The sequence below is a fragment of the Streptomyces sp. NBC_01224 genome, assembly GCF_036002945.1.
GTDB lineage: Bacteria > Actinomycetota > Actinomycetes > Streptomycetales > Streptomycetaceae > Streptomyces.
Window position 1 is genome coordinate 3,293,317 of record NZ_CP108529.1, and the last position, 24,192, is coordinate 3,317,508.

The following is a 24,192-nucleotide window of genomic DNA, read 5'->3' on the forward strand; positions in this document are numbered from 1 at the left end:
CGGACGGTCGGTCGAGTGAGCGCCCCAACGGTGTACGACGTCGCCGAGCGGTCGGGCGTCTCCATTGCCACGGTCTCGCGGGTCTACCGCACCCCCGATTCGGTACGCGCCCAGACCCGCGAGCGGGTCCTGGAGGCGGCCCGCGAACTGGGCTACGTACCGAGCGGCAGCGCGCGCGGACTCGCCAGCCGCACCACCGGTGTGCTCGGCCTCTGCTTCCCCGACTACTCGGACCCGGACACCGAGAACGAGGCGGCGGCGACCGACGAGGACGACGACCACGCCTTCATGCTCTACTCCGACCAGATCATCCGGGGCATGGAGCGCGCGGCCCGACAGCACGGCTACGCCCTGCTGATCGCCGCCTCGCTCAAGGGCGGTCCGGAGAGTCTCGTCGCGAACGTGGCAGGCCGGGTGGACGGCTTCGCGGTCCTGGCCGGCACCGTCCCGACCGCCGACCTCGAAGTGATCTCGCGACGGCTGCCGGTGGTCATGCTGGCGGGCCCGCGCGGCATCGATCATCTCGACCACATCGTCGTCGCCAACGCCGACGGGCAGCGCGCGCTCACTCGGCACCTGATCGAGGACCACGGGCTGCGCCGCCTCGCCTTCATCGGCGGGGAGGCGAAGTCTCCGGACGCCGAGGCCCGGTTCGTGGGCTTCCAGGAGGCGTGCCGCGACGCGGGGCTTCCGGTGCCGGACGCCCCGGCCGTGCGGGCCACGATGATGACCCAGGCCGAGGGCCTCCGGGTCACGGAAGTCCTGCTCGACCGGGACGGGGAGCGGCCGCAGGCGATGCTGTTCGCCAATGACCAGATGGCCGTGGGCGCACTGCGCGCACTGGAGCGGCGCGGGGTCCGGGTCCCCGAGGACATCGCCGTGACCGGGTTCGACGGGATTCCGCTGAGCCGGCTCGTACGCCCGCCGCTGACGACGGTACGGCAGCCCATACGACAGCTCGGCGCGCAGGCCGTCGAGCTGCTGGTGCAGCGCCTGGGCGACAGCGGGCGCGAGCCGGTGTCGCTCATGCTCCCGGTGTCGGTGATCCACCGCGCGAGCTGCGGCTGCGGCTGACGGGGACGCCACACGCAAGCGCGGGCAGATCAAGCCCGTCCGGCGATTGAGGACGAAGCACCCGCCGGGCGCCGTCGGTCACCGCCCCGCCCCCACGTCACCGCCCCAGCCGCGCCCCGAAGAAGTCCCGACGGGCCGCTCGCAGCCCCTCCGTCTCCGCCGCCAGCCCCTCGTGCTCGAAGTGCCCCGCGCTCAGCACCAACAGCTCGTGCTCACCGGCCAGCGCGTTGTGCACGGCGAACTGCCCCGGCGGCGGCACCGAGGGGTCGAAGAGCGCCGCAGCCACCAGCGTGGGCAGCTCCAGCCGCGTCGCGGCCGTGGCGGCGTCGAAGTACCGCAGCACCTCGGTGACCTCGGGGTGCTCCCGGTGATAGCCCCGCACCGCCTCCCCGCTGCCCAGACACGGCAGCGTGAGCCGCAACGGATGGTTGCCGAAGGTCGGCACGGTCAGCTGCGCGGCCCCGAACCGGTCGTCCCAGGGCAGAGCCAGCGCACCGAGCCCGCCACCGAAGCTCTCTCCGAGGTATCCGAGCCGAAGGCCGCTCTCCCCCGGCGCCAGTTCCGGCACCAGCTCGTGCAGCGCCGACGCCGCGCACCACAGGTCCGCCACGCAGTCGCCGATGACATAGCTGTCGCGCGACTCGATGCCGTGCAGCACATGGCCGTCGGCCACGTCCGGGATGCCCGGACGCAGGCCACGCGTACCCATGCCCCGTACGCACGGCAGGATCGCCGCCGCCCGGGGCAACGGCAGCGGCACGTCGGGGCCCGGCTCCTGCCGGCCTCCGTAACCGTGCCCGATGACGAATCCGTGCTCCGTGCTCCCCTCGGCGGGCAGCGCGACCCAGCCCCCGAGCCGCACCCCGCCCACCGACGTGAACGTCACGCCGTGAATCCGTACACCGTCGCGCTCGTCCTCCAGCGGGCCGATCTCCGGCTCCGTGGCGACCTTGCGGACCTCCTCGTACCGGGCCCGCCAGAAGGCGTCGAAGTCGTCCGGGGCGGCGGGAGCGGGGGTGAGCAGCAGGTCGTCGAGCGTGCGCCCGTAAGCCGGATCGAAGGGGAAGTCATGTTCGAACGGAGCCATGATCACGACAATATCGCCCCCACCCATGCCGGTGCAGACCCTTGAGCACGCGGATCAACACCGCGAAATAGGTCACATCGTTCCCAATTCCACAAACGTCGCGCTTACCGTGCCAAGTTGAACATTCAGATGTCCAGCACGTTGCACGAGTGTGACCTAGCACCCTCTTGCGGATTCCTGAATCTCTGCCGCAGAGTGATGTATGCGCTTACAGGCAGCGCATACATTCGGATTGCTCGAGGAGGAGCCCTCCATGCCCCGCACCGCCAGAAACGCCTCGATCGGTATCGCAGTCGCAGCCGCGCTCACTTTCGGTATCACCGCGTGCGGCAGTTCCGGTGGCGACGACGTCGCCGCGGACAAGAAGCAGACGATCACCGTCTGGGCCATGGGGGCCGAGGGCGAGAAGCTCGCAGATGTGGCCAAGGTCTACGAGAAGGCCAACCCGAACATCACCGTCAAGGTGACCCCGGTCGGCTGGGACGTCGCCCACCAGAAGCTGGTCTCCGCGGCCGCCGCCGGCACCCTGCCGGACGTGGCTCAGATGGGCGGCAGCTACATGGGCGAGTTCGCCGAGCTCGGCGTTCTGGAGCCGGTCGACACCAAGACGTTCAATGAGAAGGACTTCTTCAAGTCCGGCTGGCAGCAGGGCGAGGTGGACGGTCAGGCGTACGGCGTCCCGTGGTACGTCGACACCCGCGTCCTCTACTACCGCACCGACCTGGCCGAGAAGGCCGGCATCACCAAGGCTCCGACCGACTGGAAGGAGATGCAGGACCTCGCCTCGGCCTACCAGAAGAAGGCCGGAACCAAGTGGGGCCTGTCCATCCAGCCCAGCGGCCTGGACACGGTGCAGAACTTCTACTCCTTCCTGTACTCGGCCGGCGGCGAGATCGTCAACGACAAGGGCGAGGCCGTCATCGACAGCCCCGAGGCCGTCAAGGCGCTCAAGGAGTACGGCTCGTACTTCGACAAGGGGCTCTCCAACAAGTCCGTGCAGCCCGGCTACGACGTGGTGAAGGACTTCGGCAACGGCCGCGTCCCGATGTTCTTCGGCGGCCCCTGGCACGTCACCCTGCTGAACGAGGGCCAGCCGCAGATCAAGGGCAAGTGGGCGGTGGCCAATGTGCCCGCCGACAAGTCCTCCGTCTCCATGGCCGGCGGCTCCTCCCTGGTGATCTCCAAGGACAGTGAGCACAAGGCGGCCGCCACGGAGTTCATCAAGTACCTGACCGACACCGAGGGCCAGGCCGACTGGTACAAGCGCACCAAGGACCTGCCGGCCAACACCGCCGCCTGGACCTCCGGTGACCTCGCCGACGACGCCAACCTCCAGGTCTTCAAGAAGCAGATGGACACCGCCAAGTCCTCCCCGTCGCTGTCCAACTGGACGGAGATCACCGACAAGGTCGACCAGGCCATCGCCAAGGTCACCCAGGGCAAGGCGTCCGCCGAGGACGCTCTCAAGACGGCCCAGTCCGAAATCGAAGGCCTCGTGAAGTAGGAGTCATGCGCACCATGACCTCAAAGGCCGCTCAGCCGGCCAAGGTGCAGGCCGGGCCGGGGGCTTCCGAGTCCCCGGCCACCGGGCCCGCAGGTCGCCGGGGTGGCAAGAAGTCCTCGATGGGCGTGCAGAACCTGGCCGGCTGGCTGTTCTCCACTCCCTTCCTCGTCCTCTTCCTCGTCTTCATGGCGCTCCCGATCCTCGCGACGCTGGTGATGAGCTTCACCGACTTCGGGCTGCGCAATGTGACGCACCCGATGGACGCGAACTTCATCGGCTTCGAGAACTACGTCAATCTGTTCAGCGACGACAAGTTCCTCAAGTCGCTTTTCAACACGGCGTACTTCGTGGTGATCGGCGTCCCCCTGACGATCTTCCTCGGGCTGGTCGTCGCCGTACTGCTGAACAACGGCATCGACCGGGCGCGGACCTTCTTCCGCGTCGGCTTCTACGCCCCGGTGGTCACGACCATCGTCGCGGTCGCCGTGGTCTGGCGGTTCGTGCTCGACCCGAGCGACGGGCTGGTCGCGGGGCTCTTCTCCGAAGTGGGCCTCACCTCTCCCGACTTCCTGGGCTCCGAGACGCTCGCCATGCCCTCGATGATCGCCATGGCGGTCTGGCGCAACCTCGGCACGGTCATGGTGCTCTTCATCGCCGGTCTGCAGGCCATTCCCACCGAGGTACGGGAGGCCGCGCGGCTGGACGGTGCCGGTGTCTGGCAGGAGTTCAAGGGCATCACCGTGCCCTTGCTGCGGCCCACACTGCTCTACGCCACGGTGATCACGACCATCGGCTACCTCAATGTCTTCGAGGAGCCGTTCGTGATGACCCAGGGCGGTCCCTCGGACTCCACGCTCACGGTCTCGCTGAACATGTACCGCGAGGGCTTCAACTTCTTCCACATGGGCTATGCGAGTGCCATGGCGTATGTCCTCTTCGTAGTGATCATGGGCATCACGGTGCTGCAGCTCCGACTGCTGAAGGACAACACGAAATGAGCGCCACCAGTGCACCGGGCGCCGTCTCGACGGCGCCGTCGAAGAAGCCCGGGGACACTCGGCCGTCCGAGGCGAAGAAGCCCCGCAATCCGAAGCGTCTCCTCGTCTACGTCCTGCTCTCGGTCGGTCTGCTGATCATGTCGGCGCCGTTCCTGTGGATGGCGCTCTCGGCCTTCAAGACGCAAGCGGAGCTGACGGCCAGCCCGCCCGTGTGGATCCCGACCGAGTGGACCCTGGAGAACTTCCGGAACCTGCTCGACAAGCTGGATCTGCCGCTGTACTTCATGAACTCGGTCATCGTGGCGGTGCTGGTCACCGTCTCGAACCTGGTGTTCTGCTCGATGCTCGGGTACGCCCTGGCCAAGCTGAACTTCGCCGGACGCAACAAGATCTTCGGCCTCGTTCTCGGCGCCCTGATGGTGCCCGGCAACCTGATGCTGCTGCCGCTCTTCGTGCTGATGAGCAAGCTGCACCTGATCGACTCGTACGCCGGTCTGGTGCTGCCGTTCGCCGCCGGAGCCTTCGGTGTCTTCCTGATGCGGCAGTTCATGCAGTCGATCCCGGACGAGCTGCTGGAAGCGGCCCGGATGGACGGCGCCGGTGAGTGGTACATCTTCTGGCGGATCGTGATGCCCCTGGTGAAGCCCGCACTGGCGACGCTTTCGATCTTCACGTTCCTGGGCTCCTGGAACAACTTCGTCTGGCCGCTCATCGCGACCAACGACCCCGACAAGTACACGCTCCCGGTCGCCCTGGCCACCTTCGCCACCGACCCCAACAAGGCGGGCGGGTCCAACGGCATGCTGATGGCCGGGTCCTTCCTGATCGTCCTGCCGGTCCTGGTCGTCTTCATCGCGCTCCAGCGGCACTTCACCCAGGGCATCGCGACGGCCGGCATGAAGTAGCCGTCCCCCTGGACAGGCCGGCGCGTCCCGGCCGCCCCACCGAAACGTACGAGGCCGTGCCCCACACCCCGCCGGCCACACCCCTTCATCACCAGAAAGACAGTTTGCGATGACTCACACCCAGGTCCCGTTCCCCGAAGGCTTCCTGTGGGGCGCCTCCACGGCCGCCCACCAGATCGAGGGCAACAACACCAACAGCGACTGGTGGGTCAAGGAGCACGCCGCGGGCACCCACATCCAGGAGCCCAGCCTGGACGCCTGCGACAGCTACCACCGCTGGCACGAGGACATGGACACGCTGGCCGGTCTGGGCTTCACCGACTACCGGTTCTCCATCGAGTGGGCGCGGATCGAACCGGCCGAGGGGCGATTCTCCCGGGCCGAACTCGCCCACTACCGCCGCATGGTCGAGGGCGCCGTCGAGCGCGGCCTGCGCCCCATGATCACCCTGCACCACTTCACCGTGCCGCAGTGGTTCGAGGCGCGCGGCGGCTGGACCGCCGACGGCGCGGTCGAGCTCTTCGCCCGCTACGTCGCGGCCTGCGCACCGGTGATCGGCGAGGGCGTCAGCCACGTCTGCACCATCAATGAGCCGAACATGATCGCCGTGATGGCGGGCCAGGCCAAGCGGGGCGACAACAGCTTCCCGCCCGCCGGACTGCCGACCCCGGACGACGAGACCACCCAGGCCGTCATCGCCGCGCACCACGCGGCCGTCAAGCAGGTCCGCGCGATCAACCCGGACATCAAGGTCGGCTGGACCATCGCCAACCAGGTCTACCAGGCCCTGCCCGGTGCCGAGGAGGTCACCGCGGCCTACCGCCACCCCCGCGAGGACGTCTTCATCGAGGCCGCGCGCGGCGACGACTGGATCGGGGTGCAGTCCTACACCCGGACCAAGATCGGCCCCGAGGGCCCCATCCCGACGCCCGACGACGCAGAGCGCACCCTCACGCAGTGGGAGTACTACCCCTCCGCGGTCGGCTACGCGCTGCGCCACACCGCCGAGGTGCTGGGCAACGACGTGCCGCTGATCGTGACCGAGAACGGCATCGCCACCGACGACGACAGCCGCCGGATCGACTACTACACCGGCGCGCTGAACCAGGTCGCGTCCGCGCTGGAGGACGGCCTGAACATCCAGGGCTACCTGGCCTGGAGCGCACTCGACAACTACGAGTGGGGCTCCTACAAGCCGACCTTCGGTCTGATCGGCTGGAACCCGGAGACCTTCGAGCGCCTGCCCAAGCCGTCCGCCGTCTGGCTGGGCGAGATGGGCCGCACGCGCGCACTGCCGCGCATCGCCGACTGACGTCGGCCCCCCGACCGGGAGCGACCTGACCGCTCCCGCCCGTACGGGAACCGGCGGTACCTGACGGACGCTGGTTCCCGTACAGCCGGGCCCTGTCCGGCCCCGATCCCCCGGACAGGCCCTTCGCCCGCGTGGGCGCCGCACGTATCCAGCCCCGCCCACGTGCGGCGCCCGCGCGGGTACCGCACGCACGGCACGGCGCCCCGCGCCCTCAATCACGACCGACGAACGAAATCCGCCCACCGCCCACAGTCGGTGGCTCTTCTTCGAGGGGTTCTGATGCACCGTCGTACGTTTCTCACCGCCGCGGGAACAGGGGCTGCCGCCCTGTCCCTCGGAGCCGTATCCGCGCCTTCAGCAGGCGCCGCGCAATCCGTGCGCGGCTCGGACTCACCACTGCTCCTGCGCTGGTTCCGCGACACCTACCGCTCGATCGAGGCGATGACGACCGACTTCGGTCTCGCCGTCGACAAGATCGACGTCAGCGGCACCGCCCCTGTCCAGTCGCGCCAGACGTCCCCCACCAACATCGGCTGCGGCCTCTGGTCGACCGTCGCCGCGGCCGGGCTCGGCGTGATCAGCGATGCCACGATGAAACGCAGGCTGGAGCACACTGTCGGGGCGGTCGAGAAGCTGGAGCGCCACCACGGCTTCTGGCTCAACTGGTACGACGCGCACGACGGTTCGGTCCTGACCGAGTGGCCCGGCAGCGGCGACCCGGTGCGCCCGTTCCTCTCCTCCGTCGACAACGCCTGGCTGATCACCGGTCTGCGCATCGCCGCCGACGCCTCGCCCGCCCTGCGCCCCCGCATCGCCCGCATCCTGGCCACCGCCGACTGGTCGTACTACTACACGCCGTACGACCCGGCCGACCCCGTCGCCGGCCCCGGCCAGCTGCGCGGCGGGTTCTGGACCGACACCGAGGAGCCCACCGGCCATCACTACGGCGCGCTCAACACCGAGCCGCGCATGGCAAGTTACCTGGGCATCGCGGACGGCTCGCTGCCCACCGACCACTACTGGCACCTGCTGCGCACGATGCTCCCCGAGCACGGGCAGGAACAGCACCCGCAGGGCAGCTACGTCGTCATGGACGGCGTACGCGTCTGGCAGGGGCACTACACCCACCGCGGCCGGAAGATCGTCCCCACCTGGGGCGGGTCGATGTTCGAGGCCCTGATGGTGCCGCTGTTCGTGCCGGAGCCGGAGTGGTCGCCGCGGTCCTGGGGCCTCACACACCGGCGCTACGTCCGCAGCCAGATCGAACACGGCATGAAGGAAGCGGAGTACGGGTACTGGGGCTTCTCCCCCGCCAACATCCCCGAGGGCGGGTACCAGGAATACGGCGTCGACGCGATCGGCATGCAGGTGGACGGATACGCCTCCAACACCGACCGTACCTACACCACGGACGGTGAGCCGCTGCCGCCCCCCTCGGCTTTCACCAACGGAGTGGTCACCCCGCACGCCTCCTTCCTCGCGCTGCCCTACGCACCCGACGAGGCGATCGCCAACCTGCGTGCGCTCGACCGCGACTTCGGTGCCTACCATGCCGGATACGGATTCCGGGACTCCGTCAACGTGGGCACCGGGCGGGTCAGTGACTACATGCTCGCTCTCGACCAGGGCATGATCGCCGCGGCGCTGGCCCAGGCGATCCGCCCGGGCCTGCTGCAGCGGCCGTTCCGGACCGGTGGGTTCCAGTCGAAGGTGCGTCCGCTGCTCTCCAAGGAGCGTTTCTCCATCTGATCTGCCCTGTGGCGGCGTGCGCGGAGGTCAGTTCCAGCCCTTCCGGTACGCCGCCCAGTCGCCGTCCCGCGCCGCGAAGTCGACGTAGAGCGCGACCCCGAACCGTTCCCGGCCGCGGTCCGTGCGCCCCAGCCCGAGTCTGGTGCCCCGGACCGCGGCCGCGACCGTCTCCGCCGACTCGTGGTGTCCGAGGTCGTTCTCGTGGAAGAACGGCAGCCCTATCAGCAGATCGGTCTGCGGGGGCGTCACCTCCAGGGCGAGCGCGGTCTGCTCGGCAACGTAACCGCCGAACATGCCCTCCAGCGGCATCCAGGTGTCGTACGACATGACGGCGATCTGGTCGACCCGGCGTGCGACCTGCCCGAAGAACTTCTGCGACCACCACTTCTGGCGGCCACTGAGCGCCCCCACCACCCTGTGCGCCGCCGGCAGCGGGTCCATCTGGTGGGCGGCGACCGACAGGGGAACCCTGCGAGCCCGTGTGAGCCCGCGCAGGTCGTCGAGGAGCGAGAGGTAGTGGCCGTCGCCGGAGTGCAGCGGCTCCAGGTCGAAATGGACGCCGCCGAACCCGGCGTCCAGGATCTGCCGCGCCGATGCGACGACAGCGCTTCGGGACGCGGCCCGCTCCAGACGCAACCCGTCGGGCCCTTCGGTGGCGAGCTTGTCGCCCAGCCAGGCCTGGACCCGGATGCCGGGCAGGGTGCGGTGTACGGCGTCGAGCAGCCACCGCGCCCGGGAGTAGCGGGCGGCGGGCAGGGTGCCGTCGTGCTCCAGCGGCCCGGCGTGGACGTACAGGTCCTTGATACCGGTTCCCTTGATCCGGGCGGCGAACGCGGCGAGGTCTGCGTCGTCCTTGCGCCCGTCGACCCAGGCGTGGCCGAGCCAGATGGCGTCGCGGCCACGGGTGCGGGTGCCGTCGCCCGGGTCACCTGAATAGTTGAGCCGCAGGGCGATCCCGGCGGTGAGGACCGGTACCGAGATCAGCAGGACCGCTCCGAGAGCGATCCGTCTCAGCCAGGTCCCCCACAGCCCACTCCAGCGGAACCGGGCCGCCCGGTTCCGTACGGCCTGAGTCATGCGCTTCATCCGCGTCCGCACGTCCGTCCCCCTGAATGCCTGATGTCGGTGTGCCGTCGCAGTATGAACGCCATCGTTCCCGGCTCCGGGTCCGATCGCCCGGTCGCGGGTGACAGAGGGGGGACATAGCCTCACAAATGTGATGCCGCTCGTGAGCCGTACCCGGATATCCATACCGGGCCGGGCCCTTCTCGCCGTGCTGTTGACGGTGTGCTGGCTGGCCCTTCCCGCCGCGCCGACCGCTCGCGCCGACGATCCCGTCACCCTGTCCAAGGACGGCCAGATCACCGACAAGGTGGGGGCGCTCGGGGACCGCAGGGACCAGGTCACGGCCGCGCTCGACCGGCTGTACGCCGACCGCCGCATCCAGCTCTTCGTGGTCTACGTACGGGACTTCTCCGGCCGGTCCGCGCAGAGCTGGGCCGATGAGACGGCCAACCGCAACGGCCTCGGCCGCGAGGACGTCCTGCTCGCCGTCGCCACCCACGACCGGCAGTACGCGTACACCGTCGAACAGGGCTCACGCCTCACCGATGCCCAGCTCCAGGACGTGGCGAGCACGGCGATCGAGCCCGCGCTCAGGGAGCACGACTGGGCCGGCGCGGCGATCGGCGCCGCGAACGGGTACTCCGCCGTGCTGGCCGACAAGGCCGTGCCCACCCCGACGATCAGGCCTGGCGTCGCCGATCCCGGAACCGGGAATTCCGGCGGGACGAGTGCCGCGGACCTGATTCTGCCGGTGGTCGTCGTCGGCGGGGCGGCAGTGGTCGCCGGCTATGCGTACACCCGGCGCAGGAGGCGGGCCACGACCCGCACCACGCCCGGTGCGACCGGCTGGGGTCCGGGCTCCGCCGCATCGGGCCCGCCACCCCGGCCACCGACTCCGTTGCCGGAACTCGATGCCCGTGCGAAGGAGTTGCTGGTGGACACCGACGACGCCGTCCGCACCAGTGAGGAGGAACTGGGTTTTGCCACCGCCCAGTTCGGTGAAGAGGCCGCAGCCCCGTTCACCGAGGCCGTCACCTACGCGAAGGGCGAGCTGACGGCCACGTTCCGGTTGCGCCAGCAGCTGGACGACGCCTTTCCCGAGGACGATGCGACGCGGCGCCGGATGCTGGACGAGATCATCAGCCGCTGCGCGGACGCCAACGCCCGCCTCGACGCCGTGTCCGAGGACTTCGACCGGCTGCGCGCCCTGGAACGCAACGCTCCGCAGGCCCTGGCCACGGCCGAGACCGCTTTCCGCGCTCTCGCCGGCCACGTCTCCGCTGCCGAGGCCGCTCTGACAGCGATGCGCAGCCGGTACGCGGAGTCGGCCTCGGCGCCGGTCGCGGGCGCCGTCGAACAGGCCAAGGACCGGCTCGTCTTCGCCACGTCCGGTCTCAACCAGGCCCGGCAGTCGGTGGACAGCGGGAACAACGCCGCAGCGGCGGTGTATGTACGGGCCACCGAGGGCGCTGTCGACCAGGCGACCACTCTCGTCGATGCCGTGGACCGGCGGAGCCGGGAACTCGCGGAGGCAGCGGGCAGACTGCCTGCCGCACTCACCGAGACGGAAACCGACCTGGCCGATGCGGGCGGGCTGCTCGAAGGCACCGCGGAGGGTGTGTCGACGGCGGACCTACGGGGCCGGATCGCGCGCGCGCAGTCGGTGCTCGGTGACGTGAAGGGGGAGATGCAGGCCGGTCCGTACGACCCCATCGACGCACTGCGCAGGGTGGAGGAGGCCGATGCGGCGCTCGACGAGGCGCTGGCCGGCGCCCGCGAGCAGGAGCAGGGCGACCGGCGGGCCCGCTCCCTTCTCGACCAGGCGACACTCACCGCGCGTTCGGCGATCGCCGCCGCAGCCGACTACATCACCACCAACCGCGGAGCCGTGGGCAGCCAGGCCCGGACCCGCCTCGCGGAGGCCCAGCGGCGGCTCGACCGGTCCCGTGAACTGGCCGGGACCGGCGATCCCCAGGGCGCGCTGGCCCAGGCGCAGCAGGCGGATTCCCTGGCCGGGCAGGCCCTGAGCCTGGCCGAACAGGATGTGCGGTCGTACGGGGGCCGAAGCGGTCCGGGCGGTATGCAGGGAGGGGGCGGCGGGGTCGGCGGGGCGGTGCTCGGCGGGATCATCCTCGGCGGACTCCTGGGCGGCGGGGGCGGCCGCGGCGGGGGTTACGCAGGAGGCTTCGGCGGGGGTTACGGAGGGGGCGGCGGGCCGGGCAGTTTCGGCGGCGGGGGCACGCGCGGCCGGCGGGGCGGCGGTGGCCGCTTCTGAGCCGACAGCACGGACGACACCGGCTCACGGCTTCATTCATACGCATTCACACACAGGAGAGGCGCCATGACCAAGCAGACCGTCCTCGGCCGCGTCACCCAGCTGGCGAAGGCCAACATCAACGCGTTGCTGGATCAGGCGGAGGATCCGCAGAAGATGCTGGACCAGCTGATCCGCGACTACACGGCCAACATCTCGGAGGCCGAGCAGGCTGTCGCCGCGACCATCGGCAATCTGCGGCTGATGGAACAGGATCACCAGGAGGACGTGGACGCGGCCAAGGAGTGGGGCGGCAAGGCGCTCGCCGCCAGTCGCAAGGCCGATGAGCTGCGGGCGGGCGGGGCGGGCGCGGAGGCGGACAAGTTCGACAACCTGGCCAAGGTCGCGCTCGGCCGTCAGCTCCGGTCGGAGAAGGAGGCGAAGACCGCGGAGCCGACCATCGCCTCGCAGACCGAGGTGGTGGACAAGCTCAAGTCCGGCCTGGACCAGATGAAGACCAAGCTGACGGAGCTGAAGTCCAAGCGTGACGAGCTCGTCGCACGCGCCAAGTCCGCCCAGGCGCAGAACCGGATGATGGACTCCGTCAAGAACATCGATGTGCTCGACCCGACCAGCGAACTCAGTCGTTTCGAGGACAAGGTACGGCGCGAGGAGGCGAAGGCGCTGGGCAAGCAGGAACTCGCCGCTTCGTCCCTGGACGCCCAGTTCGAGCAGTTGGACGGCCTGGGCGACAGCGCCGAGGTCGAGGCCCGTCTCGCCGCGCTGAAGACGGCCTCGTGACCGCGGTCCCGGCGGGCTGATGACGGGGCGGAGCCGCCGGCGAGCCCATGGCGGGCAAGAGCCCTCGGCGGCCTCCTGATCCGCTCAGAACATGCTCAGCAGCTGCTCGACCGTGCGCTCGGCGGCCGGCTCCCCGTCGGGCAGCGCCAGTTCGAACCAGACGGTCTTGCCGCGCGGTGTGCGCCTCGACCCCCAGGCCACACTCAGCAGCCCGACCAGCTGCAGCCCACGCCCGCCCTCATCGGTGTCGCGTGCCCGCCGCCGCCGCGGCTGGACGAGACCCGCGTCCCATACCTCGCACACGAGCGTACGGTCGCGCAGCAGCCTGAGCCGGATCTCGCCCTCCCCGTACCGCAGGGCGTTGGTTACCAGTTCGCTGACCAGTAGTTCGGTGGTGTCCACCAGCTCCTCGAGCCCCCAGGCGAGCAGCCGGCCACGGGCCAGTTCACGGGCGCGGCCGACGGAGCGGGGTTCGCGGGGCAGCCGCCAGTCGCCGACGGCGTCGGCCGGCAGCCCCCGGATGCGGGCCATGAGCAGGGCGATGTCGTCCTCGCCGTGCCGGGTGTCGAGGGTGGTCAGTACGTGGTCGCAGACGTCTTCGAGCGGTCGTTCCGGTTCGACGAGCGCACCGCGCAGGGCATCCAGCCCTTCGTCGAGCGGATGGTCGCGGGACTCGACGAGGCCGTCCGTGTAGAGGGCGAGCAGGGCGCCCTCCTTCAGCTCGACCTCGACCTCCTCGAAGGGTTCGCCGCCGACGCCGAGCGGCATCCCGGGCGGGACGTCGAGCAGCATGGCCGGTTCGCCCGGCTCGACCACGGCAGGGGGGAGATGGCCGGCGTTGGCGAAGGTGCACCGCCGGGTGACCGGGTCGTAGACCGCGTAGACGCAGGTCGCCAGGTAGACCTCGGAGAGATCTGCCTCCCGGGACTTGTGAGCGGCCCTCGAGGGCCACTGGGCGCCGCCGCCGAAACCGTCGGATGAGGAGGTGCCGCCGCCGGGGGTGCCGAGCCCGCGGGCGACCTCGTCGAGTGCGGACAGCACTTCGGCGGGTTCCAGGTCCAGGAGGGCCAGGGTCCGTACGGCGGTGCGCAGTTCGCCCATGGCCACGGCGGCCCGCAGGCCACGGCCCATGACGTCGCCGACGACGAGGGCGGTCCGGTGGCCGGGGAGTTCGATCACGTCGAACCAGTCGCCGCCCACCTCGGTGGCCGTGTTGCCGGGGAGGTAGCGGCAGGCGATGTCCAGGCCTGCGGCCACGGGGTCGCCGGGCGGCAGGAGGCTGCGCTGGAGGATCAGTGCGCGCTCGTGCTCGCGTCGGTAGAGGCGGGCGTTGTCGATACAGACCGCGGCACGCGCGGCGAGTTCGGTGGCCAGTGCGCGGTCTCTCTCGCCGAAGGGTTCGCTGCCCTTCGTACGGGAGAACTGGACGAGACCGACCACCGTGTCGTGGGCGACCATCGGTACGGCGAGCGTGGACTGGACGAAGCCCCGGTCGTCGCCGGGCACATCCTCGACCTGACGGGTGCGCAGGGCAATGGCACAGGGCGAGTTGTACGAGAAGCGGTGCACGGCGCCGAGCGCGGGCGGGCCGGTGTCCGTGCCGGGTGCGGCGGTGTCCGCTGCGGTGGCGGGCAGCGCGTCCGACACGGCGCTGGCAAGGGCGACACGGCGCAGTTCGGCGGAGCCGCCGACGGACTCCTGACGGAGCGAATCCCAGCTGCCGGGCGGCGCGTCGTCGCCGGTGAGCAGCCCTTGGTAGAGGTCGACGGAGGCAAGGTCGCAGAAGCCGGGCACGGCGACATCGAGGAGTTCGCGGGCGGTGGTCTCCAGGTCGAGGGAGTTGCCGATACGGGCACTGGCCTCGTTGAGCAGGGCGAGGTTGCGGCGGGCGCTGGCGGCATCGCGGGCAGCGATGTGCCGTCGGGTCACATCGGTGGCCAGTCCGGCGATGCCGATGGGGCGGCCCGATCCGCTGTGCACGCGGTAGAGGTTCATGGACCAGTGGCGGTTGTCGCTGTCGCCGGGCGCGGTGCCGACGAGCTGGAGATCGGTGACGGACGCGCCGGTATCCAGAACGCGCTCCAGCGTGGCGGTGAGCCGGTCGGCCTCGGGACGGGAGAGGTAGTCGTCGACCGTACGACCGCGGTGGTCGGCGGCCTGGCCGCCGAAGACGGTGGCGAAGCGCTGGTTGGCCCGTATCACCGTGAGGTCCGTACCGAACAGCACGAAGCCGAAGGGAGATTGGCCGAATATGGCCTGTGACGCAGCAAGGTCCGTCTCGATGCGGCGCAGCGCGCGGACGTCCACGACGATGCAGAGCGCGGCACGTTCCCCGGTCCCCGTCTCGCTCGGCATCACATAGATCTCGGCGAGCCCGTGCACGGGGTCCTCGCCCGGTATCCGGAAGGGGACGAGTCCCGTCCACTCCTTGCCGTCGAGGATCTCGCCGACCCGGCGGTGGCCGTCCCTGCGCAGTTCGGCGGGCATGAACGCCTCGACCGGATCCATGCCTACCGCTTTGTCCGCGGGAACGCCGAAGAGGCCGGCGGCCCGCCGGCTCCACTGCTCGATCAGGCCGTCGGGGCCGATCGAGAAGGAGGCGACCCTGATGTAGTCATAGATCGAGCCAGGCGGGCTGCTCTGCCACACAATGTCGCCCGCTGTCCCAGGTATTTCGCTCACGCGACCGTCCCCTCCAGCTCACACACCGGACCGGTCCTGCCCGCAGTATTCAGCACTGAGGCCCCTACCGACACGGCGTTCACGATCACAGCACGGTCTCAGTCCCTTTCAGCCAGGTTCTGCCCGACCTCTGGTGATCGCTGTGCGTCCCACCCCACTCCTAACCAGGCAGGGCCAGCTCGAACCACACGGTCTTGCCGGTCTTTCCGCGTCTGGTCCCCCAGCGGCGAGCAGAACAGGCCACCAGCTGCAGCCCTCTGCCGCCCTCGTCATCGGGTCCCGCCATACGTTCGGTGGGCGGATCCGGAAGCGGATCGGAGACTTCCACGAGCAGTCCGGGACGGGCGGCGGGAGCATGACCGTTGAGATGAGGGCGCACCAGCCGTACGCCGATGGGGCCCGATGTGTACTGCATGGAGTTGGTCACCAACTCACTGACCAGCAGAACTGTCATATCCCCGACGGCAGCGTCGAGCCCCCAGCCGCGCAACGCCTCATGGACGGCATGCCGCGCGGAACGCACGGCGCCCGGCACAGCCGGAAAGGTCCACTCGGCGCAGTCGCCTTCGGTGTCGATCACGCCGATCACTTCCCAAGACCAGCAACGGGAACGTCCTGTTTACGGGGGTTAATCAGGACATACCCGATATCCAGGGCGGACTATCGCCAGGATCGACACGTGGGGCGTACGGGTGTACGGCCGCGCGCACGAACAGACGTACAGAGCGAGAGGGGCGCACGGGGCAATCGGCGCGCGCCACCGGAATCCACGCCTGACACCATGCCGACAGCGCTCGCCGCAGCGTTCCGTGTCAGCGGGGCGCATCGTCCGGCAGGCGGCGCATCGCCTCCGCGACCGCGGGCAGGTCCTGGTCCAGCCAGTCGACCGCGTCGCTCTCACCGGGCCCGAGCCAGCGCAGTTCGTCATGGTCCTGGAGCGGTGCGGGCACCCCGGACACCAGACGGGCCGTCCACACCCGGAGCACGTACCCGGGCTTCAGCGGCCACTCACCGGGGATGCGCTCCAGCGGCTCCGTCTCCACGCCGAGCTCCTCGCGGAGCTCCCGTACGAGCGCCTGCTCGCCGCTCTCTCCCGGCTCCAGCTTCCCGCCGGGCAGCTCCCACCGGCCGGCCAGCTCGGGCGGGGCGCTACGGCGGGCGGCCAGCAGGCGGCCCCGGTCGTAGACGGCTCCGGCCACCACCACACGATCGTTCATGAGCCGGAGCGTAACGCTTGCGCCTCACTCCTTGCGGCCGCTCTACGGCCGGGCACTCTGCCCGGCGCGCTCCACCCAATAGAGCTGCTTGTGACCGTGGGCGTCGAGCTTGTCGGCGGTCTTCTGGGCCTCACTCCGTGTGGCATACCTGCCGACGCGGTAGCGATTGCCGTTGTCGTCCTGCCGTATCACCAGCCAAGGGAGCTCGGCACCGTTGTCGCTCATCGCGCCCCTCCCCAGCATTGCGCCCCTCCCTCGAACGGCATGCACGTCTCTAAGGATCCCCAGGAAACCGCAGTACGCATATGCCGGAGCCTACGCCTGACCTTCACTCAACGGATACGTAATTACACAAAGAGATACCGATCCGGCCACGAGGAAGGGGGCGCACCCGGTTGGATGCGCCCCCTTCGGCGGTTGCGCCCCCGGTCCGTCGCCGTCCACACCGCCGGCATCGGCCTGAAAGGAGCGGGACATGACAAGTCATTGCAGCCGGTGACTGCCGCCTCGGTTACGGGACCTGACAGGGCGTTGACTTGTCGTCACCGACGCCGGACGGCACCCGCCGGATATCGGTCACCTGACCGGAAGGTGGTAGGCGATCCGGAAGCGATCGGCGGGTACCACCACGTCCGCCGTCTCGACCGGGCGACCCGATGCGTAATACGTACGCTCGATCACCATCACCACATGGCCCGGTACGCCGCCGAGCGCCAGGAGTTCCTCCGCCAGCCCCGGGCGCGCGCCGACCTGCTCGGCCACGTTATCGACGACGACGTCGATCGCGGCCATCCGCTCGACCACCCCGCAGCCGCCCAACGGGCCTTCCTCCGGCAGCATCACCGGCGTACGCCCCGTCACGGCGAGGGGTTCCCAGGACGTGGAAAGCATCATCGGCTCCCCGGCCTCCCGGAAGGTGTATCTCGTACGCATCACCCGGTCGCCGGGTTCGATGCCGAGGCGCTCGGCGATCTCGACGCTCGCGCCCTCCTGCTCACTGCGGGACTCCCAGGTCCCGCGCGCCCCCTCCGCCGTCTGCTCCTGGCGGAATGGGCTGGCCCCGGCCCCGGTCCGGTAGCCGGAGCGGGCGATCCGGCGCGGGACCGGGCGCTCACGCACATACGTACCGGAGCCGGAACGTCCCTCGACCAGGCCCTCGGCCATGAGCACCTTGCGCGCCTCCAGCGCGACGGTGTCCGAGACTCCGTACTCCTCACGGATACGGGCCTGCGACGGCAGGCGCGCATGCGGCGGCAGCGAACCGCTGACGATCTTCTCTCTCAGATCGCTCGCAACGCGCAGATAGGCGGGCTGCTCACCGAAAGTCACAGGCCACTCCCAACAGGTTGACAGTCTGCAACAGCCTGGCAACCGTCGGTTGTGGATCGCAAGCACAGGCCAGAGTTTCACCCGAAGTGATGATTCATCGCGACCTCGCGCATATCCCGCCGCCGACCGCCGGAGAGACCTCGCCCCCTCCGGCCCGGCCCCGACCGGCGCCGGCGCAACGTGTGGGGGGCGGCCGCCCCCCACACACCTCCCCGATGGAATTCGAACAGCACCACCACAGGACAGCTGAACTCTCACCGCAGCATGGACTCCTGTGTCCACACTCCGGGGGCCACCTCATGCCGTACCTTCGCCACTGAGCCGCCACACGCCTGACATGCTGACGGGCATGGCCACGTATCTCTGTCCGCAGGACGGCACCCGCGCCGAAACCACCGACCTCACCTGGTGCTGCCCGGTCTGCCGCGGCCCCTGGGACCTCGACTTCGAGGTCGCCGGGCCGCTCTCGCTCAATTCCCTGACCGGGCGCGTCAATTCACTGTGGCGTTACGAAGAGGCGCTGCCCCTCGCCGCGCCCACGACCACCCTCGGCGAGGGCCGCACCCCGCTCGTCCCGCTCACCGGCACGGTCACGGCCAAGCTCGACTTCCTGATGCCGACGCTCTCCTTCAAGGACCGCGGCGCCGTGATGCTCGCCGAACTGGCCCGCCGCCTCTCGCCCGAGCGCGTCATCGCGGACAGCAGCGGCAACGCGGGCACGGCCGTCGCCGCGTACTGCGCCCGCGCCTCGCTCCCCTGCACGGTGTACGTCCCCGAGGGCACGTCCCCGAAGAAGACCGAGCAGATCCGGGCCCATGGCGCCCGCCTGGAGATCGTCCCCGGCGACCGTGAGGCAACCGCGCTGGCCGCCCGTACCGCCGCCGACACCCCGGGCACCTTCTACGCCTCGCATGTCTTCAACCCGTACTTCCTGCATGGCACGAAGACCTACGTATACGAGATGTGGGAGGACCTCGGCGGCCGCCTCCCGGACGCCATCGCCGTACCGGTCGGCAACGGCACGCTCCTCCTCGGCGCGGCCCTGGCCACCGCCGAACTCCACGCCCAGGGGCTGATCGACGAACGCCCGGCGCTGATCGCCGTACAGGCCGAGGCCGTGTCACCGTTGGCCGCCGCCTTCCGCGCGGAAGCGGACGGACTGCTCGACGACCCGGCCGGCGCGGCCGCCCCCACCCTCGCCGAGGGCATCGCCATCCCCCGCCCACCGCGCGCCCGGGCCATCCTGGCCGCGGTACGGGAATCGGGTGGCACCTTCCTCACGGTGACCGAGGATCAGATCCGCACGGCACAGCTGGATCTGGCCGCACGCGGGTTCTACGTGGAGACGACAGGCGTCGCCTGCTGGGCTGCGGTCGGCGGCTGGACGGACCGGAGCATCGTCGTACCCCTGTGCGGCGCAGGCCTCAAAACGGGCCTCGCCGGCTGACGGGCCGGCGGCCGTTCACCCGCGCGCCGCGCGCCGTGCGCCGCCGCTCGGCGCGCGCGTCCATACCTTCATACGGTGAGCCTCTCGCGCCTCTGTCTCCTCACGTCCCTGACGTCTCTGGTCGCGGGCGCCCTGATCGCACCGCTGCCGCCCCTCTCGTACGCCGCCGCTCCCCTCCCGCCCTCGTCCACGGCCTGCGGCCGGGACACCGACCCCGCCTGGGCGCCGACCTCCCACCGGTTCGGTGAGGCCGCCGGTTACGACCCCTATGTCGGAAACGGATATCTGGCCCATCGAGTGCCCGCCCCGGGCGCCGGCTATGCCGCCTCGGGCGGGAAGACGGGCTGGCCGCTGTTCACTCCGCGCTACGACGGCGCCTTCGTCTCCGGCCTGTTCGGGCGCGACAAGAACCTCGCGGCCGGCCGCGAGGTGATCGCCGCGCTGCCGAGCTGGACGACGCTCGATGTACGCGTCGGCAACGAGACCTACGGTTCGGCCACGCCTGCGGGCCGGGTCTCGCACTACCACCAGACGGTGTTCCTGCGCTGCGGCCTGGTACGTACGTCGCTGCGCTGGACCACGGCCGACGGGCGCACGACGGACCTGACGTACGAGGTGCTCGCCGACCGGTCCGATGTGCACACCGGCGCCGTGCGGCTGCGCATGACACCGCACTGGAGCGGTACGGCGACCGTCACCGGCCGCCTCGACCCGCGGGGCGCACGCCGGATCACGCTCAAAGACGACGGAACGTTCCGCACGCGGGGCACCGGGACGGCGGGCGCGATCGTCCAGACGATGCGCACCGGCGGATCGACGTCGGCGCAGGTACGCGGCACCGACCGGGTACGCAGCACGGTCCGGGTGCGCAACGGGCGCACGTACACCTTCGAGAAGTACGTCGGAGTGGACACCGCGCTCACCTCGTCCGCCCCGCGCACAGCCGCCGGCGAGGCGTCCCGGCGCGCGGCCCGGCGCGGCTGGTCCGGTGTCCTCGCCGGGAATGCCGCCGCCTGGCGACAGGCCTGGGCGGCCGACATCTCCGTGCCGGACAGTCCCGAGCTGCAGAAGTGGCTGCGGTCGGCGCAGTACGGACTGCTCGCCTCCACCCGGACCGGGTCCCGCGACAGCATCGCTCCGACCGGTCTGACCAGTGACAACTACGCGGGCCTGGTGTTCTGGGACGCCGAGACCTGGATGTACCCGGCGCTGCTCGCCACCCACCCCGAACTGGCCCGCTCCGTCGTCGAGTACCGCTACCGCACGCGCGGAGCTGCCCGTACCAACGCCCAGAAGCTGGGATTCCGGGGGCTGTTCTACCCGTGGACGAGCGCGAGCAAGGGCAACCTCTGGACCGAGTGCCAGAGCTGGGACCCCCCGCACTGCCTCACCCAGAACCACCTCCAGGGCGACATCTCGCTCGCGGTCTGGCAGTACTACCTGGCGACCGGGGACCGCGACTGGCTGGCCGGGCACGGCTGGCCGCTGCTTCAGGGGATCGCCGACTTCTGGGCCTCGCGGGCCATCGCGAACGGAGACGGCAGCTACTCGGTGAAGGACGTCGCGGGCCCCGACGAGTACAGCAACGGCGTCACCGACGGGGTCTTCACCAACGCGGTCGCGGCCACGGCCCTGCGCAATGCCACCCGCGCGGCGCAACTGCTCGGGCACCCGGCACCGGCCGAGTGGACGCGGGTCGCGGACGGTCTGCGCATCCCGTACGACCCGAAGCGGAAACTCTTCCTCCAGTACGCGGGCTACAACGGCTCGACGATCAAACAGGCCGACACGGTGCTGCTGATCTACCCGCTCGAGTGGCCGATGGAGCCGGGCGCCCGGGCGTCCACGCTCGACTACTACGCAGCCCGCACCGACCCGGACGGCCCGGCGATGACGGACTCGGTCCATGCGATCGTCGCCGCCACGATCGGGGAGGCCGGCTGCGCGACGTACACCTATCTCCAGCGCGCCGTGCGCCCGTTCATGCGCGGCCCGTACGCCCTGTTCAGCGAGGCCCGGGGCGCGAAAGCGGGCGCGCAGGACCCGCTGTCGGGCTCCCCCGCACAGGACTTCCTCACCGGGAAGGGCGGATTCCTCCAGGTCTTCTCGCACGGTCTGACGGGTCTTCGGCTGCGGGAGGACGGGGTGCGCCTCGATCCTCTGCTGCCGCCGCAGCTGGGAAAGGGCGTCACTCTGACGGGGCTGCGCTACCGGGGCCGTACGTACGACATCGCGATCGGTCCCCTGACGACGACGGTCCGGTTGATCTCCGGCGCCCCCTTCACCGTTCACACCCCCACCGGCCCCCGCCTCCTCACCGGCACGCTCGCCCTCGCCACCCGCCGCCCCGACCTCGCCCGGACGACGGACGCGGCCCGCTGCCGCCCGGCGACGGCGACCTCCGAGACCCGCGGCCTGTACGCCGCCGCCGCGGTGGACGGCAGCCCGGCCACGTCCTGGTCCCCGGACGGCGCGACGGGCGCGCTGACGGTGGACTTGGGGCGCGCGGCCCCGGTGACCTCGGTCGAGCCGGAGTGGACGGACGCGCGCTTCTCCTCCTACCGCCTGGAGACATCGGTGAACGGCACTGACTGGCAGCCGTACCGGTCGGGGGCGACGGCCCGTCAGGTGCGGCTGACGGTCACTTCGGAGAACGCGGAGAAGCCGGTGGGGGTACGGGAGTTGGAGGTCGTGCAGCCCTAGGGGCGGCTGCCCGGCCGGATGCCTCGCCGACCGCCGGAGCGCGTCGCACCTTCCGCCCGCCCACCGGTCGCCCGAGGAGGATCCCGGCCAGCACCAGCGCCAGTCCGCAGAGCTGCCGGAGAGTGAGCGACTCACCGGCGATCACCGTGCCGAGCAGCACGCCCGTCACCGGATTGAGCAGTCCGACCAGGCCGACCGTGGCGGCGGGCAGATGGCGCAGGCCCGCGAACCAGGCGGCGAAGGCGAGCGCGGTCGCCACGACGGTGACGTAGCCGAATCCGAGGGCGGCCGGGACGTCGAGTGCGGGTGGCGCGCCCTCCACGAGGGCGGCGAGGGGCAGCAGCAGAAGCCCTCCCGCGATCAGTTGCCAGGCGGTGGAGGCGAGCACGTCGACCTCGGCGCCCCACCGCTTGACCAGGACATAGCCGAGGGACGACATGAGCATCGCGGCGACGGAGGCGAGCACTCCGCGCAGGTCGATCGATGCCGTCCCGGTGAGCAGCATGAGACACACCCCGCCGAGACCGACGGCGGCACCGGCCAGCGGCAGCAGGCGTGGGCGCTCGGCGAGCAACGCCCAGGCGATCAGCATCATCACCAGCGGTGAGGTCGCCATGACCGTCGAGGCGGTGCTGGTCGGGAGCAGCTGAGCGGCTACGTAGATCAGGGCGAAGAACCCGCCCATGTTGAGGGCTCCGAGCACCAGGGACTTCCACCACCAGGCACCGCGCGGCCGTTCCCGGCGTACGGCCAGAAGCAGCAGCCCGGCCGGCAGGGCCCTGATCGCGGCCCCGTACAGGGGGTGATCGGCGGGCAGAACGGCGTGGGTGACGAAGTAGTTGGTACCCCAGGCGACGGGTGCGATCGCCGTGATCAGGGTCCATCGCAAAGTAGCTTCCATGGAAGTTATTATGCCTTCCAAGGAAGCTACAGTGAACCCATGCAGCCCGACACCACCCCGCCCATTCCCCCGCCCCTCGACCACATCGCCCGCATCCAGGCCGAGTGGGCCCGGGAGCGACCTGACATCGACGTGAGCCCCCAGGGGGTGATCGGCCGGCTCCACCGCCTGGCCGGAATGCTCACGGAGCAACTCTGCGTGGTCTACCGGCGGTTCGGCCTGAGCGAGGGCGAGTTCGACGTGCTGGCCGCGCTGCGCCGTGCGGGAGAGTCGTACGAACGGGCCCCGGGGGAGCTGGCGGTGCACACCATGGTCACCACGGGGGCGATGACCAAGCGGATCGACCGCCTGGAACGGGACGGCCTCGTCACCCGCCGCCGCTCGGCCGGCGACGGCCGGGGCCGGGTGGTCGCACTCACCCACGCGGGACGGAAGCTGATCGACCAGGCCTTCGCCGAGCACATGCGCAACGAACGCCGCCTCCTGGACGCCCTGTCAGCGGAGGAAGCGGCACAACTGGAGGTGCTTCTGACCGGGTGGCTGGGCCGCGTGGAGCCGCCGCACGGCGCATGAGACCGCACTTGATCCCCGCCACACGGCGAACCGGCTCGAGAACACCCCACGGCACAGCGCCGGCTGAAACGCCCCTGAACCCGGCGGTTCAGCCCTGCGGTTGGAAGTAGCGGGCACCCTTCTCGATCAGATGCGAGGCGTAGGCCCGCCCCAGGGCCGGCTTCCCCCGGTACATGCCCACGTAGCCCTGCGCGCTGTCGACGACGACCGGCCGCGCGAAGCAGGCGAACCGATTGCGCTGTTTCTCCTCCGCCCACGCCATGGCGGCCGGATCGATCCGGTCGCTGACCAGGACGGGGAAGGACGCGACGCCGGTCTGCATCCCCACGGGCAGGCCGCCCTTGTTCTTCTTGGCATACGCGAGCACCTGCGTGGTGAACGCGTCGATGACCGGCACGGTGACCTCGGGCACGGCGGCGGCCACGGTGAACAGATGCAGATTGGTGGCCGCCCACCGCATCCGGAAGTCCGCCCGCCGCCCGACGAGCACAGGGACCCCGGCCCAGTCCTCCCAGCGCGGGGCGCAGCCGTCGGCCGCCAGTCGGCTCTCGACCGCGGCCAGGTAGTTCCGTATCGACTCTTCACTCATGG

General features: G+C 70.3%; 20 protein-coding genes. 11 read left to right on the top strand and 9 right to left on the bottom strand.

The genetic code is table 11. The features are described from left to right. Window positions 1–15: 15 nt before the first annotated feature. Window positions 16–1,074, top strand: coding sequence for a LacI family DNA-binding transcriptional regulator (locus OG609_RS14130; RefSeq protein ID WP_327273130.1), 1,059 nt, complete (start codon window positions 16–18; stop codon window positions 1,072–1,074). Between the two features lie 97 nt (window positions 1,075–1,171). On the opposite strand, the gene OG609_RS14135 is transcribed toward OG609_RS14130, so the two are convergent. Next, complete coding sequence (locus OG609_RS14135; RefSeq protein WP_327273131.1) at window positions 1,172–2,161, bottom strand: acetylxylan esterase; 990 nt, start codon at window positions 2,159–2,161, stop codon at window positions 1,172–1,174. 253 nt (window positions 2,162–2,414) lie between these two features. On the opposite strand from OG609_RS14135, the gene OG609_RS14140 reads away from it, so the two are divergent. The 5 genes from OG609_RS14140 to OG609_RS14160 all read left to right on the top strand — a co-directional run bounded on the left by OG609_RS14140 (window position 2,415) and on the right by OG609_RS14160 (window position 8,629). Continuing rightward, window positions 2,415–3,665, top strand: coding sequence for a sugar ABC transporter substrate-binding protein (locus OG609_RS14140; protein ID WP_327273132.1), 1,251 nt, complete (start codon window positions 2,415–2,417; stop codon window positions 3,663–3,665). 5 nt (window positions 3,666–3,670) lie between these two features. After that, window positions 3,671–4,663: a carbohydrate ABC transporter permease gene (locus OG609_RS14145; protein WP_327273133.1), complete on the top strand. Its 993-nt coding sequence runs from the start codon at window positions 3,671–3,673 to the stop codon at window positions 4,661–4,663. Next, on the top strand, window positions 4,660–5,568 hold the full coding sequence (locus OG609_RS14150) for a carbohydrate ABC transporter permease (RefSeq protein WP_327273134.1): 909 nt from the start codon (window positions 4,660–4,662) through the stop codon (window positions 5,566–5,568). Before OG609_RS14145 ends, OG609_RS14150 begins: the two co-directional genes overlap by 4 nt. Before the next feature lie 109 nt (window positions 5,569–5,677). Then, window positions 5,678–6,880, top strand: a complete 1,203-nt coding sequence (locus OG609_RS14155) for a glycoside hydrolase family 1 protein (protein WP_327273135.1) — start codon at window positions 5,678–5,680, stop codon at window positions 6,878–6,880. Between the two features lie 279 nt (window positions 6,881–7,159). Beyond that, window positions 7,160–8,629, top strand: coding sequence for a glucoamylase family protein (locus OG609_RS14160; protein ID WP_327273136.1), 1,470 nt, complete (start codon window positions 7,160–7,162; stop codon window positions 8,627–8,629). A gap of 27 nt (window positions 8,630–8,656) precedes the next feature. Here OG609_RS14160 and OG609_RS14165 read toward each other — a convergent pair whose 3' ends face one another. After that, the gene (locus OG609_RS14165) at window positions 8,657–9,706 is read right to left on the bottom strand and encodes a hypothetical protein (protein WP_327273137.1); all 1,050 of its coding nucleotides are present in this window, start codon (window positions 9,704–9,706) and stop codon (window positions 8,657–8,659) included. A gap of 151 nt (window positions 9,707–9,857) precedes the next feature. Between OG609_RS14165 and OG609_RS14170 the strand changes: the two genes are divergently transcribed. Then, window positions 9,858–11,969 carry a TPM domain-containing protein gene (locus OG609_RS14170; protein WP_327273138.1) on the top strand — a complete coding sequence of 704 codons (2,112 nt, stop codon included), beginning with the start codon at window positions 9,858–9,860 and terminating at the stop codon, window positions 11,967–11,969. A 66-nt stretch (window positions 11,970–12,035) separates the two neighbouring features. Continuing rightward, window positions 12,036–12,749, top strand: a complete 714-nt coding sequence (locus tag OG609_RS14175) for a PspA/IM30 family protein (protein WP_327273139.1) — start codon at window positions 12,036–12,038, stop codon at window positions 12,747–12,749. An 84-nt stretch (window positions 12,750–12,833) separates the two neighbouring features. On the opposite strand, the gene OG609_RS14180 is transcribed toward OG609_RS14175, so the two are convergent. The 5 genes from OG609_RS14180 to OG609_RS14200 form a co-directional block, all read right to left on the bottom strand. Then, a complete protein-coding gene (locus tag OG609_RS14180; protein WP_327278045.1) occupies window positions 12,834–15,398 on the bottom strand; it encodes a SpoIIE family protein phosphatase in 2,565 nt (854 codons plus the stop codon). Between the two features lie 193 nt (window positions 15,399–15,591). Next, window positions 15,592–16,020, bottom strand: a complete 429-nt coding sequence (locus tag OG609_RS14185) for an ATP-binding protein (protein WP_327273140.1) — start codon at window positions 16,018–16,020, stop codon at window positions 15,592–15,594. Between the two features lie 223 nt (window positions 16,021–16,243). Beyond that, window positions 16,244–16,648 (bottom strand): (deoxy)nucleoside triphosphate pyrophosphohydrolase, encoded by a 405-nt coding sequence (locus OG609_RS14190; protein WP_327273141.1) that lies wholly within the window; start codon window positions 16,646–16,648, stop codon window positions 16,244–16,246. A gap of 42 nt (window positions 16,649–16,690) precedes the next feature. Continuing rightward, a complete protein-coding gene (locus tag OG609_RS14195; protein WP_327273142.1) occupies window positions 16,691–16,873 on the bottom strand; it encodes an SPOR domain-containing protein in 183 nt (60 codons plus the stop codon). Between the two features lie 351 nt (window positions 16,874–17,224). Further along, complete coding sequence (locus OG609_RS14200) at window positions 17,225–17,977, bottom strand: GntR family transcriptional regulator (protein WP_327273143.1); 753 nt, start codon at window positions 17,975–17,977, stop codon at window positions 17,225–17,227. A gap of 349 nt (window positions 17,978–18,326) precedes the next feature. On the opposite strand from OG609_RS14200, the gene OG609_RS14205 reads away from it, so the two are divergent. After that, a complete protein-coding gene (locus OG609_RS14205; protein WP_327273144.1) occupies window positions 18,327–19,424 on the top strand; it encodes a threonine synthase in 1,098 nt (365 codons plus the stop codon). Window positions 19,425–19,499: 75 nt separating this feature from the next. Further along, a complete protein-coding gene (locus OG609_RS14210; protein ID WP_327273145.1) occupies window positions 19,500–22,127 on the top strand; it encodes a discoidin domain-containing protein in 2,628 nt (875 codons plus the stop codon). On the opposite strand, the gene OG609_RS14215 is transcribed toward OG609_RS14210, so the two are convergent. Next, window positions 22,066–23,028 carry a DMT family transporter gene (locus tag OG609_RS14215; protein ID WP_327273146.1) on the bottom strand — a complete coding sequence of 321 codons (963 nt, stop codon included), beginning with the start codon at window positions 23,026–23,028 and terminating at the stop codon, window positions 22,066–22,068. The two genes, OG609_RS14210 and OG609_RS14215, sit on opposite strands and share 62 nt — an antisense overlap. 39 nt (window positions 23,029–23,067) lie before the next feature. Here OG609_RS14215 and OG609_RS14220 point away from each other — a divergent pair, with 39 nt between their 5' ends. Further along, on the top strand, window positions 23,068–23,601 hold the full coding sequence (locus OG609_RS14220) for a MarR family winged helix-turn-helix transcriptional regulator (RefSeq protein ID WP_327273147.1): 534 nt from the start codon (window positions 23,068–23,070) through the stop codon (window positions 23,599–23,601). 88 nt (window positions 23,602–23,689) lie between these two features. Here the strand turns inward: OG609_RS14220 and OG609_RS14225 are convergent, their stop codons facing one another. Then, the gene (locus OG609_RS14225; protein ID WP_327273148.1) at window positions 23,690–24,190 is read right to left on the bottom strand and encodes a levansucrase; all 501 of its coding nucleotides are present in this window, start codon (window positions 24,188–24,190) and stop codon (window positions 23,690–23,692) included. Between the last annotated feature and the right edge of the window lie 2 nt (window positions 24,191–24,192).

Excerpts from the sequence above, each read along its gene's own strand:
- OG609_RS14135 (WP_327273131.1), bottom strand. The coding sequence starts at position 2,161 with ATGGCTCCGTTCGAACATGACTTCCCCTTCGATCCGGCTTACGGGCGC.
- OG609_RS14140 (WP_327273132.1), top strand. The coding sequence starts at position 2,415 with ATGCCCCGCACCGCCAGAAACGCCTCGATCGGTATCGCAGTCGCAGCC.
- OG609_RS14145 (WP_327273133.1), top strand. The coding sequence starts at position 3,671 with ATGCGCACCATGACCTCAAAGGCCGCTCAGCCGGCCAAGGTGCAGGCC.
- OG609_RS14150 (WP_327273134.1), top strand. The coding sequence starts at position 4,660 with ATGAGCGCCACCAGTGCACCGGGCGCCGTCTCGACGGCGCCGTCGAAG.
- OG609_RS14155 (WP_327273135.1), top strand. The coding sequence starts at position 5,678 with ATGACTCACACCCAGGTCCCGTTCCCCGAAGGCTTCCTGTGGGGCGCC.
- OG609_RS14160 (WP_327273136.1), top strand. The coding sequence starts at position 7,160 with ATGCACCGTCGTACGTTTCTCACCGCCGCGGGAACAGGGGCTGCCGCC.
- OG609_RS14165 (WP_327273137.1), bottom strand. The coding sequence starts at position 9,706 with ATGACTCAGGCCGTACGGAACCGGGCGGCCCGGTTCCGCTGGAGTGGG.
- OG609_RS14175 (WP_327273139.1), top strand. The coding sequence starts at position 12,036 with ATGACCAAGCAGACCGTCCTCGGCCGCGTCACCCAGCTGGCGAAGGCC.
- OG609_RS14190 (WP_327273141.1), bottom strand. The coding sequence starts at position 16,648 with ATGAACGATCGTGTGGTGGTGGCCGGAGCCGTCTACGACCGGGGCCGC.
- OG609_RS14195 (WP_327273142.1), bottom strand. The coding sequence starts at position 16,873 with ATGAGCGACAACGGTGCCGAGCTCCCTTGGCTGGTGATACGGCAGGAC.
- OG609_RS14205 (WP_327273144.1), top strand. The coding sequence starts at position 18,327 with ATGGCCACGTATCTCTGTCCGCAGGACGGCACCCGCGCCGAAACCACC.
- OG609_RS14215 (WP_327273146.1), bottom strand. The coding sequence starts at position 23,028 with ATGGAAGCTACTTTGCGATGGACCCTGATCACGGCGATCGCACCCGTC.
- OG609_RS14220 (WP_327273147.1), top strand. The coding sequence starts at position 23,068 with ATGCAGCCCGACACCACCCCGCCCATTCCCCCGCCCCTCGACCACATC.
- OG609_RS14225 (WP_327273148.1), bottom strand. The coding sequence starts at position 24,190 with ATGAGTGAAGAGTCGATACGGAACTACCTGGCCGCGGTCGAGAGCCGA.